Origin of the sequence: Pedobacter sp. ok626 (genome assembly GCF_900100435.1) — a bacterium.
GTDB lineage: Bacteria > Bacteroidota > Bacteroidia > Sphingobacteriales > Sphingobacteriaceae > Pedobacter.
The window spans coordinates 136,089-153,049 of sequence record NZ_FNEX01000006.1 but is presented as its reverse complement, the minus strand read 5'-3'; the positions used below and the strand labels follow the sequence as shown (position 1 = coordinate 153,049).

12 protein-coding genes are annotated in these 16,961 nt (G+C 41.0%); 4 read left to right on the top strand and 8 right to left on the bottom strand.

Features of this window, described 5'->3' with window-relative positions; translation table 11 throughout:
- Positions 1-3 precede the first annotated feature (3 nt).
- The gene (locus BLS35_RS10615) at positions 4-894 is read left to right on the top strand and encodes a PorP/SprF family type IX secretion system membrane protein (protein WP_132225953.1); all 891 of its coding nucleotides are present in this window, start codon (positions 4-6) and stop codon (positions 892-894) included.
- A gap of 131 nt (positions 895-1,025) precedes the next feature.
- Here BLS35_RS10615 and BLS35_RS10610 read toward each other — a convergent pair whose 3' ends face one another.
- Both BLS35_RS10610 and BLS35_RS10605 read right to left on the bottom strand, forming a co-directional pair.
- Positions 1,026-3,689 carry an ATP-binding protein gene (locus BLS35_RS10610; protein WP_132225954.1) on the bottom strand — a complete coding sequence of 888 codons (2,664 nt, stop codon included), beginning with the start codon at positions 3,687-3,689 and terminating at the stop codon, positions 1,026-1,028.
- A gap of 177 nt (positions 3,690-3,866) precedes the next feature.
- Positions 3,867-5,249 (bottom strand): NAD-dependent succinate-semialdehyde dehydrogenase, encoded by a 1,383-nt coding sequence (locus tag BLS35_RS10605; RefSeq protein ID WP_090780678.1) that lies wholly within the window; start codon positions 5,247-5,249, stop codon positions 3,867-3,869.
- A gap of 168 nt (positions 5,250-5,417) precedes the next feature.
- On the opposite strand from BLS35_RS10605, the gene BLS35_RS10600 reads away from it, so the two are divergent.
- Positions 5,418-6,668, top strand: coding sequence for a PAS domain-containing sensor histidine kinase (locus tag BLS35_RS10600; RefSeq protein ID WP_090780676.1), 1,251 nt, complete (start codon positions 5,418-5,420; stop codon positions 6,666-6,668).
- Positions 6,665-7,717: a response regulator gene (locus BLS35_RS10595; RefSeq protein ID WP_090780674.1), complete on the top strand. Its 1,053-nt coding sequence runs from the start codon at positions 6,665-6,667 to the stop codon at positions 7,715-7,717. The genes BLS35_RS10600 and BLS35_RS10595 overlap by 4 nt, the downstream gene beginning before the upstream one ends.
- Before the next feature lie 65 nt (positions 7,718-7,782).
- On the opposite strand, the gene BLS35_RS10590 is transcribed toward BLS35_RS10595, so the two are convergent.
- A complete protein-coding gene (locus tag BLS35_RS10590) occupies positions 7,783-9,111 on the bottom strand; it encodes a serine/threonine protein kinase (protein WP_090780673.1) in 1,329 nt (442 codons plus the stop codon).
- Between the two features lie 324 nt (positions 9,112-9,435).
- Here BLS35_RS10590 and BLS35_RS10585 point away from each other — a divergent pair, with 324 nt between their 5' ends.
- Positions 9,436-10,071, top strand: a complete 636-nt coding sequence (locus tag BLS35_RS10585) for a class I SAM-dependent methyltransferase (protein ID WP_090780671.1) — start codon at positions 9,436-9,438, stop codon at positions 10,069-10,071.
- Positions 10,072-10,151: 80 nt separating this feature from the next.
- On the opposite strand, the gene BLS35_RS10580 is transcribed toward BLS35_RS10585, so the two are convergent.
- The 5 genes from BLS35_RS10580 to BLS35_RS10560 all read right to left on the bottom strand — a co-directional run bounded on the left by BLS35_RS10580 (position 10,152) and on the right by BLS35_RS10560 (position 16,883).
- Entirely contained in the window at positions 10,152-10,898 is a 747-nt protein-coding gene (locus tag BLS35_RS10580) for a hypothetical protein (RefSeq protein ID WP_132225955.1), read from the bottom strand.
- Between the two features lie 17 nt (positions 10,899-10,915).
- On the bottom strand, positions 10,916-11,704 hold the full coding sequence (locus BLS35_RS10575; RefSeq protein WP_254778812.1) for a hypothetical protein: 789 nt from the start codon (positions 11,702-11,704) through the stop codon (positions 10,916-10,918).
- A 19-nt stretch (positions 11,705-11,723) separates the two neighbouring features.
- Positions 11,724-15,155: a TonB-dependent receptor gene (locus BLS35_RS10570; RefSeq protein WP_254778810.1), complete on the bottom strand. Its 3,432-nt coding sequence runs from the start codon at positions 15,153-15,155 to the stop codon at positions 11,724-11,726.
- Positions 15,156-15,295: 140 nt separating this feature from the next.
- On the bottom strand, positions 15,296-16,222 hold the full coding sequence (locus BLS35_RS10565; protein ID WP_090780665.1) for a FecR family protein: 927 nt from the start codon (positions 16,220-16,222) through the stop codon (positions 15,296-15,298).
- Positions 16,223-16,280: 58 nt separating this feature from the next.
- Positions 16,281-16,883, bottom strand: coding sequence for an RNA polymerase sigma factor (locus BLS35_RS10560; RefSeq protein WP_254778808.1), 603 nt, complete (start codon positions 16,881-16,883; stop codon positions 16,281-16,283).
- Positions 16,884-16,961 lie beyond the last annotated feature (78 nt).

Below are 16,961 nucleotides of genomic sequence, written 5' to 3'. Positions count from 1 at the left end.
GACATGAAAATAGTAAATAAATATATTGTGTTGCTTTTTGTAATTTTTCCTTTTGCAAAAAGCAGCGCCCAGCTCAATCCTATGAGTGCGATATATTATCAGAACCAGTATCTGGCCAACCCTGCAATGGCGGGGTTGCAACAGCAGCTGACTTTAAATGCAGGCATACGCCAACAGTTTAGCTCCATGCCTGGTGCACCGCTTAGCCAATTTGTAACGGCGGACTATGGCTTTGCCGGCAAGGCTGCATTGGGCCTGCAGGTCTATAATGATCGTGCGGGCTTGCTTAAACGTACCCGTGCAGCGACCTCATTTGCCTATCACCTTCCACTTAATGCTGACAACCAGCACCTTGATTTTGGCCTTTCTGTCTCATTTGCTGATGACGACGTTAATATGGCCGAGCTGCGTGGTGATCAGGACGACCTGGACGTATATGCGGTAAACCTTCGTGAGACCTACCTGGATGCAGATTTTGGAATGGCTTACAGAACCAGCAAACTTCAAGTACAGGGGGCTATAACCAATTTGAAGCGCTTGCTTAAAAAAGACAGCTATCATGCTTCAGACCAACCGATATTCTTCACAGCTGTCAGTTATCAAATACCAATAAGTTTTGCAACAGTAGAACCGAAGGTAGTTTATCGCGGTGTAAACGGGTATCGCAATTTGCTGGATGTAGGTGTAAATTTTGAATTCAGTTCTCCTACAGTTAGTAAGGTGAATATGCTTGCCATTTACCATAGCGCAAGGAGCGCCACCTTTGGAATAGGTATTAACTGGAACAACAGACTGGCCGTTAATGGCATGTATACCACCAATACATCACCTTTGCAAGGTTATACCACCGGCGATTACGAGCTCGGTATCAGCTATAGTTTTTTCAATAAATAGTACAGCCCTACCTATTAGGTAAAAGAGATGCCGGAGAAGATTCCTCCGGCATTTTGCTTTTACGCCTCCGTCTTAGCTTTCCGTTTTTCAAGTCATAAAATATTTTGATATTCGGAATGTTTATTTGTTAGTCATTTCGATATATCACCGTAAATTCCTATCTTATTGTAAAGTTCTTCAGGCTTGAACGGCTTACTGATGTAATCATTCATACCCGAATCAAATGCTTTGTATTGAACATCCAACATGGCTGACGCAGTCAGCGCTATTATGGGTAGCCGCTTAAATTTGTCTCCGGACAAGGCTCTGATAGCTGTTGCAGACTGGTATCCATCCATCAGGGGCATCTGCAGATCCATAAAGACCATATCATAGTCCTTTATTTGTACCTGTTGTAAAGCAAGCAAGCCATTTCCTACCACATCGCACTCTACCTGCCAGAGCTTCATGAACTGTTTTACTAAAATTACGTTAATTTCATTGTCTTCGGCCATCAGTACTTTAATTCCCTTTAAATTCTTCAAAGCTTTTACCGGAATTGATTCCCCCGCAATAATTGACTCATTACTACCATTTCTAAAGCTCAAACCGAATTTAAAACTGGAACCAAGCCCAGGCGTACTCTCTACCTGTATATTCCCTCCCTGTAGCTCAATAAGTCTCTTTGTAATAGCCAGTCCCAGGCCGGTTCCACCATATTTCCTGTTGGTATCCTCATTTGCCTGGGTAAATCTTTCAAAGATGAATTCCATTTTATCTTTCGGTATACCAATACCAGTATCAGTCACTTCAAAATCGATGATGGTTTGAACCTTGTTTCTGCTAACAAAAACAGCAGAAATGCTGACCTTGCCTTTAGCTGTAAATTTAATAGCGTTGTTGATCAGATTGGTTAAGATTTGTCCCAGACGAACAGGATCACCCATAACGGCCTCTGATAACTCATCGTCTATGGTCAGCGTCAATTCCAGCCCTTTTTCAGAGGCTTTTTCCAATAATGAAAGGCGGATATTTTTTAGCAATTCAGGTATACTGAAATCAATCATCTCAAAGGTTACCCTCCCTTCTTCCATTTTGCTAAAATCAAGAATGTCGTTGATCAATACCAATAAATTGTCGCCTGAGAATTTTAATACTTTCAAGTATTCCAGTTGCTCAGGATTGGGATCTTTCAGCAAAAGCAAATTGGTAAAACCAATTACAGCATTCATAGGGGTCCTGATTTCGTGACTCATGGTAGCCAGGAATTGCGATTTTGCAGTCGCAGCTTGTTCAGCGAGATCCTTCGCCATGATCAACTCATTCTCTGCATTTTTCTGGGCAGTTATGTCGATTATGGCACCGTACAGTTTGGTCACTTTTCCTGATTCATTAATAAGTGGCTTACCTATGGCACGGATATACCTGATTTGTCCGTCAGATAAAATGATACGCAAATTAAAATCAGAGGTAACTCGTTCATCAATTGTATGTTGAACTACCCGCTTATAAGTTTCCTTATCATCAGGATGAATCATTCTTCCAAAACTGAGGGTATTTGGTCCTTCCTTTTCTGGAATCAATCCAAAAATACGGAAGGCTTCGTCAGACCAATAGTTCTTGCCCGTAAGCAGATCAGCCTCCCAGCTCCCGCTGTGTGTCAATTCCTGGGTGTCGGAAAGTAATATCTGATTGAGCTTGATTAATTCTGTCCGGTATTTCTGTTCTGTAATATCGTGCCATACAGTTAACAGTACAGTTTTACTATTTATGTTTACAGGTTTTAATGTTACCAGTACTGTAAAAGTCTCTCCGTTAATCCGCTTATGCAGCCATTCAAATTGATGATAGCCATTTTTGTAGGCCAGGCTGTCCATTTCCAAAGACTTTTCACTTGAAAGCCTACCATCTGGCTGATACTTAGGAGAAAAATCTGCCGGGTGACAAGCGAGTAATTCCGCTTTATTGCTACAGTTCAACATCGCAATAGCCGCATCATTGCAGTCAATTATCCCTTTTGTTCCAAACAAAAAATGAGCATCAGTTGAATGTTTAAAGATCACACTGAGGATTTCTTCGGAAAGACGCTTCTCTGTGATGTCCTGAATTATCCCATGCAGCTTAACTGCAATTCCATTTTCGAACACAGCTTTTCCTGATGTCCGAACCCACCTGTCATTACCTCTGGCGGTCACAAAAGAAACTTCAACATCCCAGGACTCTCCACTTTTTACCGCCTTTCCCATTAGATTGATGATCATTTCCCTACCTTCAGCAGAATAGAAATTAAGTGCATTATCTAACTCAGGTACTATTTTCGGTTCAACCTCATGGATTACATATACCTCATCAGACCAGAAAAGGTGATTCGTAGGTAAATCCAGCTCCCAAGAACCCGTTTTAGTGAGTTTACCCGTTTCAGTAAACATATCGAAGGTGTGCTTTTCTGTCGTAACATCCTTAAAAAAACAATCAATAGTAGTCTTACTTGAACGGCTTATTTCGCCCAAACCTTGTATCCATTTTTTCTTACCTGAAGGTAAATTAAAATAGCCTTCCCATTTCCAGGGGATTGACTGATGTACTGCGTTTTCCAATGAACTTAGAAATGATTCCCTATGCTGCTGGGACAAAAGATCCAACAATATTTCAATATCGTTAATCAATAAAATTGGATTCAGTTCCAATTCCCGTTCAATTGCAGCGCTGACAAATGAAAAAGAAAAACGGCCTTCATCTTCCTGAATTCTAAAAACGACACAAGGTATCTCCTTAAAAAAAACAGAAAGATCAAAATTATCTATTGTAAATGACATACATCTTGAGTGCTAAAAATACGTTAATTGATTGCTTAATCTTTTATAAACAATATCATCGGAGTGGCATACGCCCCATTTATTCAAAGATGAGGCATCATCCTTACTTTTCTAATGACCGCCATCATCAGTTGTGATGATATAGATCATCTGCAGACATTTAAAAATTCCGGTCGACTAAAAAGGGTCTGTTAAATTGCTGATTCGAATCAGTTTCTTATTGACAAATTCCTGTATGCCTAGGCTGGACAATTCCCTTCCATATCCGGACCCCTTAGTTCCGCCAAAAGGCAGATCAGGCTGGGTCCAGGTTGGATGATTGATGAATACCATACCGGTATCAATCTGTTCGGCCAAGCGTTTTCCGCGTTCGATATCATTGGTAAAAATACTCCCACCTAAACCAAAAGCTGAGTCATTTGCGAGATCAATCGCCTCCTGCTCATTTTTAACGCTGTAAAATGAAGCTACCGGCCCGAATAATTCCTCATGATACGCTGCCATGCCAGGTTTAACATCACCTAATATGGTAGCCTCTATAAATGCACCTTTTCGATCAATCAGTTTACCACCTAACAATACCTTTGCACCAGCCCTTACACTTCGCTGTACCTGTTCAATCAAATGTATAACAGCTCCTTCTGAGCTTAAAGGGCCTAATTCGGTGTCCTCATCCATCGGATCTCCAACCTTTAACCCAGTCAGTTTAGCCTTGAACTTATCCAAAAACTCATCAGCAACTGCTTCCAGTACAATAATCCTTTTTGAAGCCACACAGCATTGGCCCGTATTGTTCATGCGTCCTATAACAGCCCAATCCACCGCTTTATCCAGATCCGCATCTTCCAAAACAATAAAGGCATCGCTGCCGCCAAGTTCAAGCACCGACTTCTTTAGAAATTTTCCTGCAACAGCGGCAATACTTGCACCTGCGGTTTCGCTTCCGGTAAGAGAAACGCCTTTAATCCGTGGATCAGCTACTACATCATCTATAAGGCTTCCGCTGACAAATAAATTTGTATATAGACCTTTTGGTGCTCCAGCCTGTGCAAACAACTCCTGAATTGCCAATGCACATTGCGGAACATTCGAAGCATGTTTAACTAACACAACATTACCTGCCATAATGTTAGGTGCAGCAAAACGAGCGACCTGATAAAAAGGAAAATTCCAAGGTTCAACTCCAAGTAGCACACCAATTGGAGTGCTCTTAATATAAGCTTCACCATATTCAGTTTCCAACTTTTGATCACTTAGGAAGGCTTCCCCATTTGTAGCGTAATAGTCTATAATATCAGCGCTAAGGGCGATCTCTCCATGGCTTTGAGCGATTAATTTACCCATCTCCAATGTAATCAATCTAGATAGTTGATCTTTTTGCTCCCGCATCAATTTTGCGACACTGTGTAGGAGATCTGCCCGTTGTGCATAACTGGTTTTACGCCAGCTTTGGAAAGTTTCATCGGCGATAGAAATTTCGACCGCAACCAATTCCGGAGACATTTCCCGAAAACTTTTAATAAGTTCGTTACTAAAAGGATTAATGGTTTGTATAGCCATAATGTGGATTGTTTATTTGGTGGATAAAGCATAAAGGTCCGTGTAATCGCCAACACCGGAAATGATGTGAATCATCTACAGAGAAGATACTCATCATCCATATAATTAAAACAAAACGACCTACAGACTGTTGGTATAAAGCAGGTTAGTATGATCTGTACCCCTTTTATGGAAAATACCGTTTTGCTAAAAGCGATTATCGACAATGCGATAGACGGTCTGATCACAATAGATGACCAAGGGGTAATTGAATCCATTAATCCCGCTGCCTGCAAACTTTTCAGCTATACCGAGCAAGAAGTACTTGGAAAAAATATATCTATGTTAATGCCACAACCCGACCGCGGGTCTCATGACGGCTACTTTTTTCGTTATAAAAAAACTGGCACCGCCAGCATTATTGGTATTGGCAGAGAATTGACTGGCATGAGAAAAAATGGAAGTCAGTTTCCTTTTAGGCTGGGTGTCAGTGAAGTCAGGTATTCTGGAAGGATCATTTATGCTGGTTTTATTCATGACTTGAGTAGGGAAAAAGAAGCCGAATCACAACTTCAGGATTATGCAAGCTCGCTGGAAGATCAGGTACAAGAGCGTACGGTTTCCCTCCGGGAAACCGTTGATGCCTTAGAGCGGACAAAAGCTGAATTGAACCGCTCTATTAAAAACTTACATAATACAGTTTTTACTTTGGAACAAACGCAACAGGAATTGAGCTTATCACTGGCAAAAGAACAGGAATTGGGTAAACTTAAAAGTAGGTTTGTTTCCATTGCATCACACGAATTCCGCACACCTCTGAGTATGGTACAGCTTTCGGTATCACTTATTGAACGCTATGCGCTTCCTTTCGAAAGTCCCAATATCGGCAAACATGTCGGCAAGATAAAGGATGCTGTACAGAATGTTACTGCAATCCTGAATGATTTCCTTTCCCTCGAAAAATTGGATACAGGGAAAGTACAGGCCAAATTCAGCCATTTTAATTTGGCGGAATTGGCTGCAGAAATTACTGAAGAGATGCAGATCGCATTAAAAGGGCGACAGAAAATAGTTTTCGTGCATAGAGGCTCGGAATTGATGATCACACTAGATCAAACGCTCTTAAAAAACTGCATCGTTATACTCATTGATAACGCTATAAAATACTCTGGCGAAGAAAGTTCCATACAATTCTACACCAAAATCAATGAAAACAACTGCACCATCAGAATTTGTGACAATGGCATCGGGATACCTATTGAAGACCAGAAACATCTTTGTGAACCGTTTTTCCGAGCTCACAATACAGGGAAGATCTCTGGTAACGGACTTGGATTAAGTATACTTTCCAGGTACACCGATCTAATGAATGGTAAAGTAGATTTCAAAAGCAGAATTAACCGGGGTACGCTTTTTACCCTCACATTTCCACAATCATGAACAAAAAAATATTGATCATTGAAGATCACGATGCCATAAGGGAGAACATAGTTGAGATCCTGGAAATGGCCAAATACACGGTTTTTGAAGCTGACAATGGTAAGGTTGGCGTAGAAATGGCTTTAAAACATATTCCAGACATCATTCTTTGCGATATCATGATGCCTGAACTTGACGGGTACGGGGTATTATATATGCTCAACAGATATGTAGAAACGGCCTCAATTCCGTTTATTTTTTTAACAGCCAAAGCTGAGCACAACGACTTGCGCAAAGGAATGGAGATGGGCGCAGATGATTACCTGACCAAACCCTTTGATGACATTGAACTGCTCAATGCTATTGATGTCAGACTGAGAAAACAGGCCTACCTGCAACTTCAAAATAAAAGTACAACAGAAGAGTTCAAAGTACTGGTTTCCAAAACAGATGGGCTGGCAGAATTTGCCAGGATCATTGCCGGCCATAAAAGCCTTGAATTCTGTAAAAACCACGTGCTTTACTACGAAGGGGATCATGGTAAGGGTTTGTACCTGATCATTCAGGGTAAAGTTAAAACGATCAAACTTTCACAAGATGGACGTGAACTCATGACCGGCATGTATGGCACAGGAGATTACCTTGGCATCAGTGCCATTTTAAGCAAAAATGCTTATACCGATACTGCTACCACAATAGAAGATAGTATACTTTGTTTGATCCCTCTGGAAGAAATTGAAAAAGTAATCAACCTTTATCCCGAAGTAGCAAAAAAGTTCATTCATCTTTTATCTCGTGACAACCAAGAAAAAGAAGAACAACTACTGCAACTGGCTTATGATTCGGTCAGAAAAAAAATGGCCGGAGCCATTCTTCGCCTGTATCACCAGCAAATTATAAAAAAAGATTTTTTCAGCATTGCGAGGGAAGATCTAGCAGCCATGGCCTGCATGGCTACAGAAACGGTAAGTAGAACCCTATCAGATTTCCACAATGAAAAATTAATTGACCGTCAAGGGAAGATCATTACGGTACTGGATCTGGAAAGACTTGCAAAAATGAAGAACTAGTTGAGATGCCTTGATTACAAAGTATAAACTTCGTTATCTACATTGTCGATGGCCTCAAAAAAAGCTCAAAATATACCTAAAAATTTTTTCCTCTTTTTTTTCTTCTCATCCTGCATTTTCATTTCCTTCGCCAGATTCGATTTTTCGGAGCGTTTAAGTTTTTCTAAACGAATACTATCTTCCCTCTCTTTCAATATTCGTTCAAAATACAGGCTATTATAGAATAAAAAGGGTGGTTCAAAGGCTTTCGCATTGGCTACTGCATAACTTACCATCACTTTCTCTTTTGGTAAAAACAGATAAGACAAAAAGGTCGTTAAAAGTGCAATCGCCACAACTAAACCAACTATGATTTTTTTCGACAAACGCACTTCATTTCCATATGCGTGCTTTTTTGTCACCTCATGGGCAAGCGGTTTAGTTAAATTCAGCAATGCGATCAGTTTAGCATTATCAATTATCCCCCCCTCAGGATGTTGCTGCACAGAGAGCACTATTCCATGGGTAATGGCGGCTGCTAGTTCAACACCATTGGCATACCGTTGTGCCGGATCTTTCTCGAGGCATTTATAAATCACGGCTAATAACCAGGCAGGTACTTGTAGCCCGATATTTAAGTCCTCCTTTGACAAGGTGCTTTCCAGATTTTTTTTCCTTAATTTAATCAAATCTGGAATTTGCCCTTCCATGTGACCCAGCATTACCGAATTACGACCGGTATCACCATCCCCATTTAAAGGAAATGGCACCTGACCTGTTAAAAGTTCATATAAAATGATCCCGTAGCTGTAAATGTCAGTTTGCATTAACATCTTCCCTTCATGCTGCTCTGGCGCCATAAATTCGACGGCTCCCGCATGGCGGATACTGGTTCTACGCTGCTCTTCGCTCATAATGGCCAAACCAAAATCAAGTAGCACATAATTGCCTGTATACACATTGTACTTTACATTATTACTCTTGATATCGCCATGCTTTACGCCAACTTGATGGCAATGTGCAATGGCGTTGGCCAGCTGATCGGCAACTTTAACCAGCTCTTTAATAGCGAAAGCTCGTGGGTTCGGGGGTTGTAAAAGTTCAGAGAGGTCTGGCCCCTCTATATATTCCATTTCTATATACGGAAAAGAACCGCTATCGGTAATGCCCCAACTCATTATCTTCACTACATTGGGACATGGATTTTCGTTTACTTTTTGGAGCTTGGTTACTTCATTCCTAAAATTCCGATAATTTTTGTCAGTCTCGTCTTCAGTATGTATAGGCGTAGGCATCAATTTGATTGCCGAATAAATTGCACCCATCCTTTTCCCTTTATACACCGAACCTTGGCCTCCTGTTTTTAAGGCACCAAGATTTTGAAGTCCCGCTGCAATTGTAAATACTCTACTCATTTTCGAGTTCCTGATAACTAAATGCTAATACTACCGATTCGCCCAAAATAATTTGGTCGACCTCTTCAAATCATAACCAATTTCGTACCATTTTTAAGGAGTTCTGGCCGATCACTCACTTATAGTACAAATCTGTTGGCTAACAGAGTTGTCCGACGTTCTTCAACACATGCCCCCATATACCCAATAAATAGATGATTTGGTTGTTACAGGACCGTATTTTGGTTATCTTGTACTTATACGCTAGTATTCAATATCATGAGTCGCTGGATGGGCGAAGCCCTGATTGCTGCGTTCCATTGAAAAATTTAAAAAAGTAATGTTATGAAAATATTAGATGCTGCTGATGCATTTGACAAATCTGCAAAAATATACCAGGATAAATTCATGGATGTCAGTCTGTTTGCTGGCACCTTCAATATCTTCTGCGATAACATAACCATCAACAACGCAGCCATTTTAGATATAGCCTGCGGTCCTGGAAATATCAGCCGATACTTATTGGATAGAAAACCGGATTATGATGTATTGGGAATCGATCTATCGCCGAATATGCTCAGACTTGCACAAAATAATAACCCTGGCGCCAAGTTTCAGCTAATGGATTGCCGTGAAATCTCCAACATCGAAAAAAGATTTGAAGGAGTAATGTGTGGCTTTTGCCTGCCATATTTAACACCAAAAGAAGCTAGTGAACTGATAGCTAACGTATCCGGCTTATTAAAGCCCAATGGTGTGTTTTATTTGAGCACCATGGAAGAGGATGAAAACACCAAATCGAGATTTCAAATATCAAGTTCAGGTGATCAAGTGTATGTAAATTATCATCGGGAAGATGATTTAACAAGAGCCTTCCGGGAGAATAATTTCGAGGTTATAAATTTAACACGGTTTAGTTCTCCAGATAAGGATGGTTCAATTATTACCGACCTGGTAATGATCGGAAAATTGACACATTAGGATTTTTGATGATACAAACAAGGCTTTGATGATTGGCATAATCATCAAAGCCTTGTTCAATCCTTGTTAATCCGTTTTCATTAGTTTACACCTTTAAACAAGCTAACCACATCCAACTGATTACTTGCCGGGGTCACAAAATAAGTTTGAACCCTACCCTTTTCGCCTTTTTTAGGCATAAAAAGTGTGCCGGTAGAAAACTGGCTCATCCATTCGCTATCATTAAAGGCCCATTGATTTGTAGTGCCTGCTTTCACAAAAAACCAATCATAATTATCCTCGGCACTCGTAAAACCCGTTGTAGTTACATAATCTGAATAGCCCCAGGTACCCGGTACAACATTTTTGGCGATATAAACAATATCTCCATTTTTATTCTTCATGTAAATATCCATGGGATCATTACTTTGCGGATAATAGATATAAAAGGCCATTTTGTTGGTTGAAGGATCTGCTGCCGGAGCTTTGATCTCTAGAGCAGCCCCATTGATATATACAAAGGGGAAGAACTGTTCCAATCCTCCTGCATTGAGTTCAAGCTGGCTTTGGTATACTTCTTTTCCTGTCGTAACATCTTTGATCTTTAACAAAGCCTGTTCCTTGCTGGAAGAATAAGTGTAAACCTTACCAAAGTTCAACAAAGTGTTGGGGGCAGTTTTAAACTTATCATAAACCACAGTATCAATGGTTAGCTCTAATTCACTATTGCCAATGTTATAACCTCTAACCTGTACGCTTACTGCCCTGGTACTGAGCTCGTCTTTGTTACAGGCCGAAAGGGCCATTACCAGCGCGGTAAAAAGCGCTAATCTTTTTATATTCATCATGATTTTTTTCATTTTTTTTATAGTTCTAATCGGGTAGAGAATCTCATGATATTTCCCAAAGGACTTTCAGAGAAGATGTAAAGTTTGGACGATGCAGCAGATGCTGAAGGTTTCGGCGCAGTAGAGTTTAATGCATTCCAGGTATAACTGGTGCCATCAATGTAAGGCACATTGGTACCCGCTTTATAAATGCGCACACTAAACGACACTGAAGTCATCACCCCATTATATTCTTGTCTAGCCGTAGAAAATGTAGGAATACTAACCGCTGTACTGAACTCGTAAGGTTTTACGTTTTTCAGTCTGGCTAGCTCCTCAAAAACCTGCGGCGTCACATAGTATTTCCCGATCACAAAGTCGACAGGTTCCGTGTAATTGGTCAAGGTTGGCTGGAACATATACACCAGGCTAATTTTATCCTTTTCCACCTCTGGTTTATCTGGCATAGGACCAACCTTTCCATCCATATATAGAAAATTTACCTTTGCGCTACCTTCTTCTTTATGAAGTTCTTTCTCTAACACGACTTTTCCAGAAGCTTTTTCCATAACCCTAAGCTTGATTTTATTTTCAGTTGATTGGAACATATAGGCATTATTTTGCTCAAATCTGGCATTGGGTAATATTCCATCAGGGAAAGTAATATCGCCCAGTTTTGTAATCAGGGTATCTCCGCTGCCGTTGTAGCCGGTAAGATTAATCCCATACAGCTCATCTTTATAAAACTGTTCTGACTTCTCACAGGCGGCCAGTGCCAGCAGCATAACGCTCATAAAGCCCAGGAATAGTTTATTCGTTTTCATCATTTAATGTTTTAAATCTTTATTAAAAATTATAAGATAAGCTCAGACTGAATGAGCTACCCACCTTACGAATAAAAGTATCCGTATCGCCGATGCGCCTAACTTTTCCATCTTCTGTTGGTTCAAAATAACCTTCCTCATATTTGTCCGTAAAACCATCTTTCCATTCGTAAACATCAGACCACAACTTCATCGTCATGCTATCACTACCTGGCTTGATTTTATAAGTTTCTTTAGAGTTGATGAAGAAACGGTAAGGACTGTTTAACAGATTGCTCATGTTCAGTTTGGCTTCCATTTTTTTACTTTTTAGCAGTTTATAACTTAGTTGGGCATCCAACTGGTTACGTGGCCTTTCCATCTCCGAGTATTGAGGCTGCATCCCTACCGTGAAAGTCTTATATCCCGAATAGTTAAAGGCTACATTGGCACTTAAACGATTTCCTACGTATTGCATGGCAACATTGTACAATATCGGCACCTGTCCATATAAGGGGCGTTTCTCCCGCAGATAAGTTTTGTTTTTGTAGGCATATTTTTTACCTTCTTTATCCTCTCCTGCTCCCATCGTACTATAGCGGAAAGCACTGGCCTGTACTTCTGAATTTTGCAAGGTTAGGTTACCACTGAAGTACATATTTCCAAGAAATTTCCAGTTCTCGTTAATGAACCCAAGATTCTTACGTAAATCGAACTCCCAACCGATCACATCTGCATAATCTGAGTTAGCTGTAAGCAGCTCTACCTTACCACTTGAATTGGTGATATCCAGATACATCTCAACAGGATTTTTGAAATGTTTTTTGAAATAGCCTGCTGAAATTACCTCACCGGCAGAGGGATACCATTCTACTCTTAAATCATAATGAGAAATGATGGTGGAAACCACACCTGTATTACGTTGTATCCGACCATACATATAATTGTAACGTGCAAAACTGGAGTTTTCAATTAACGCAGGCCTAATGGCCGATTTAGCATAGGAAGCACGAATGTTCAAATTGCCAACAGGTGTGAGGGTCAGGTTCGCAGAAGGCATGTATAGCCATCTTTTTTCATCAGCACTGCCATCACGGGTTTGGTGGACCAGATTACCCGTTTCCGGATCTACATAGCGGTTCTTTTCCAGATTCTGCATTTCAGATTTTGCTATCTTATCCGCAGCAGAATCCTTTATCTTGTCGTACCGGTAATACTCTCCCCTCAGCCCCCATACCAAACGAAGCCAGCTGTTGAAACGGTTATCCATCATCCCATACCAGGCCTGGTTATTGTTCTTTCCCGTATAGTTATTGTTATTGAAATCTGAAGGATAATAGAACAGATTATGCAATGGGTCTTTAAAATCAATGTTCCATTGTTGTATAGGCTTGTAACCATCGCTAAAACTAGCTGCCACTCCGACAGGTAAAACGCTCCAGACAAAGTCGCCTTTCTTCTCTAAATACTGATAGCCAGCCTTAACTACTTGTCCTTGTTTTCCGACATTGAACTTATAGCTTAATGCGGCATCTCCAGTCCAATTGGTTTCTACATACTTATAAGAAGAGCGACTTAATGGTCCGGGGTTATTGGTGAAATTACCCAACTGATAAATGTAACTCGTACCATTTAGCGTGGTAACAGGTGCCAGATTTGCATCTACCGCATCCTTTTCATGGTTGCTTACGCTATTACGGGCTATGCTCCAATCTAACTTAAACTTGCCAAAAGTATGCTCAGCTGCTACACGATTCTGTAACAGGTCAATAAATTTAGGACGATCATACTCGTTGACTGCTGGATTATCGTCATAGCCGATATCCTCACCCCAGCCGGAAATGCGGAAAAACTGATTGGCAAATACCCTGGAATAAAAATTGCGTAGGGTAACCTTGTGGTTTTTATCATTCCAGCCCATATTGAGCAAGGCCCCAAAACTGGTGGTAAAATTATACTTACTGGCTGCTGTTTCCTGGAGCTCCTTATTAGTCGCCGGGTCGTAAAAGTTATTAGACAGTTTGTTAAAGTCCCCACGTTCAAAATGAGAAATGTTGTCTATCGACTGTTCATTCCGGTAGCTTAGCGAACCTACAAAACCAAAACGACTGTTCTTTAAACCATAAGTTCTACCTAAGCTAAACTGATAGTTTTGTCCGGGAGCAGTTTGGTAGGTACGGGTACCCAATCTCTCCAAACCACCTATCCTTTTGTTTTGTTCAGCGATCATTTCTGGTGTAATCTTTGGAACCCCCGGAGGTGGCAAAGTATTGGATGGATTGGTAGGATTGTAATTTGACTGGGTAAAGATGACCAGATCCTTCGGAAAATGGTTCCTGCTACCATCGTCAAAACCCAGGTAATCATATTTCCCACGCTGATACCCCAGGAAATCTTTTCCAGTACTTCCGTTGATGTACTTACTGCCAATGTTTAAAGAAGTGAAATTCTGGTTAGGGATGGCCATGGTGTTCATTTGTACCAGTCCGCCACCAAAACCAAAACTCATATCGGGCGAGGCTGTTTTATATACGACTACATTATCTACCAGGTTGCTTGGAATGATGTCGAACTCAAAATCGCGCACCTGCACATCAGTACTTGGTAAAGCAGCCCCATCCATCATCGCCAGATTGTAGCGTTCAGCAATCCCCCTGATCACTACACGCCGGTTATCCGTAGTACTTACCCCAGAAATGCGTTTCAGGGTCTCCCCAATGTTCTTATCCGGCAATGCCGACATCTGCTCGCGACTTATGCCATTTGAAATACCGGCCTCATTTTTTTGCCGGGCATACAAAGCTTTGATGCTTTCTGTTTTAAAAGTTCCGGTAACAACCACCTGATTTAAGTTGTTGGTAACAGGTTTCAATACCACATCAAGGCTCGTCATTTGCCCTGCTTTTACTTCTATTTCGGTAATGCGTTTGGTTTGAAACGAGATAAAGCTGACTTCCAGCGTATAAATGCCAGCGGCGAGGTTAAGCACATAACTGCCATCCACCTTACTTTGGGTACTCTGTCCTGTTTGAATCAGCTTGATATTGGCGCCCGGAAGAGGTCCTCCCTGATCATCGATAATTTTACCGCCAATACGACCAGGTTGTTGCGAGGGAACTTTGGTTGGCTCATGTTCCTTTGTATACAACACCACGGCGCCACCCTGCTCTTTAAAAGCTACATTACTATGCTGCAACAATTGGTTAAGGATATGCTTTAGCTTTTCTTCATGATAATTTGCGGCCCTAACCGATATATTTTTTGCGAGTGATGGGTCGTAAGCAAACCTCACTTTGGTTTTTGCGCGTAATTGTTCGAGGGCAACAGACAAAGGTTGTCCTGCGCTGAATTGTACATCAACTCTTGTTTCAAGGGCCTGTGAATGGGCCTCGTTTGCAAAGAGCGAAGTCATGATATTGATGGAGATGAAATATAGGATCAGTGATATTTTCACACCTAATTTAATTATAGACATTAATTTTTTTTACTTTTATGTGTTTACACGTTAAACCTGGCGTTGTAATGATCATGACAAGGAAGCGGCAATTTTCTGTCAATGATCAAGCGCCTAAATACCCGGTATCTATCCAATAGGTACCGGTTTTTTCTAGTAGACTATCTCATCAATATCACCTCCTTGTCTTTGATTTTATACTGAAGTCCGTGGATTAATTTCAACTGATCCAGAATCGCTTTAAAATTGTCATTACGATTGAATTGTATGGATACATTTAGCTTTTCAAGTGTTTCCTGTTTGAATCTGACCTCTATAGAAAATGCATTGCCAAAAGTTTTTGCAAAAGATTTCAAGGACACATCTTCGAGGATATATTCGCCGTTCAGCCAATTTTCAGTAGAGTAAGCATTGCTGTTTTCCAGCTTGACGCTCTCTGTATGTCGGTTAAATGAAAGCTGATGATTTGGTAATAAAACACCGAGTTGAGCTTTTTGACTTCGAACAGCTACTTTTCCACTCAGCAGGGATACACGGATATCGCTGGATAAAGAATCGTTATTAATGATAAACTTTGTGCCCAATACTTCCGTAGTAATCGGGCCTGCGCTCACTAAAAACGGATGTGCCGAATCATGGCTCACTTCAAAATAAACCTCCCCGCTTTCTAATTTCAGCTGACGTGTTTGTTGTATGAAAGGTTTTGCAACGGCGATTTTTGAGCCTGGCCTGAGATGAATCACCGAACTGTCTGCTAACAGGATCTTTTTAAACTCCCCCTTATTAGCCGCATAGTGCTCCCAAACCTGGCCGCTGCTGCCTATTGGTGATGCCAGGTAAGCCCGGTAACTAAAGATGCTTGTAGTCAGCAATATCACCGCGGCGGCGGCTACATTACGCCAAAGCCGATACAATCGCTGCGCCTTTAGCTTCCGGCGAATGACATCCATCATTTCTAAACCGATTTGATTTTTTTCGTGTTCATCCGCAAAGGCCTCCAAAGGAATATTGTCGTTGTTGCGATCAAACCAGGCTTCGGCCTGCAGGTCCTTTTTACGCCGTTGGGCGAATATGTTTTTCTTTGCCATACATAAAGCTCTTCGCAGTGAAAGGCAAAATGTACTTTAAGAAAAAGCTATGCTTATGTTAAATTTTTGTGAACAGAATTACGAGTACCCCAGCAAGGTTTGCCGGTTCAGCATAGAATTTGCGTGTCTGTGATCTCAGACGTTCTAATGCTATCGAAATGTTGTTCCTTACCGTTTGCTCAGAGAGAGACAGTTCGGATGCAATTTCCCTGATAGATTTATTTTCGTAACGGCTCAACTGAAACGATTGCTTCATATTTACCGGCATCCTTTCGATTTCCCGATCTAATAAATTTTGTAGTTCTTTCGCCTCCAATTCGGTTGAGGAAGATGGCACTAATACTTCTCCATCTTGATACAGTGCTTCCCGCTGCTTTGTGCTCAGTTGCTTTCGATACCAGGAGATGGCTTGCTTTCTAGCGGCAACATTTAACCAGGGAGCCAATGAGCGTTCGGCGATGATCCTGTCCCGATATCGCCAAAGGTTGATAAATATATCCTGTACGATATCCTTCGTTACTTCCTTGTCCCTGACCCGTCTGTAGATCATGCTGTACACTTCCGGCCAATAACGTTCGTAAAGTTCCTCAAAAGCTTTTTGATTACCATTTTTCATGGCGGTAATCAAATCTTGATCGGTAAATATTAGTTCGTTCACCATGCAAAAGTACTATCGACCAGGTTACCCTTTTGTTAATTTATTGTGAACAAAGAGTTTCTATACCAGGTTGTGCCATAC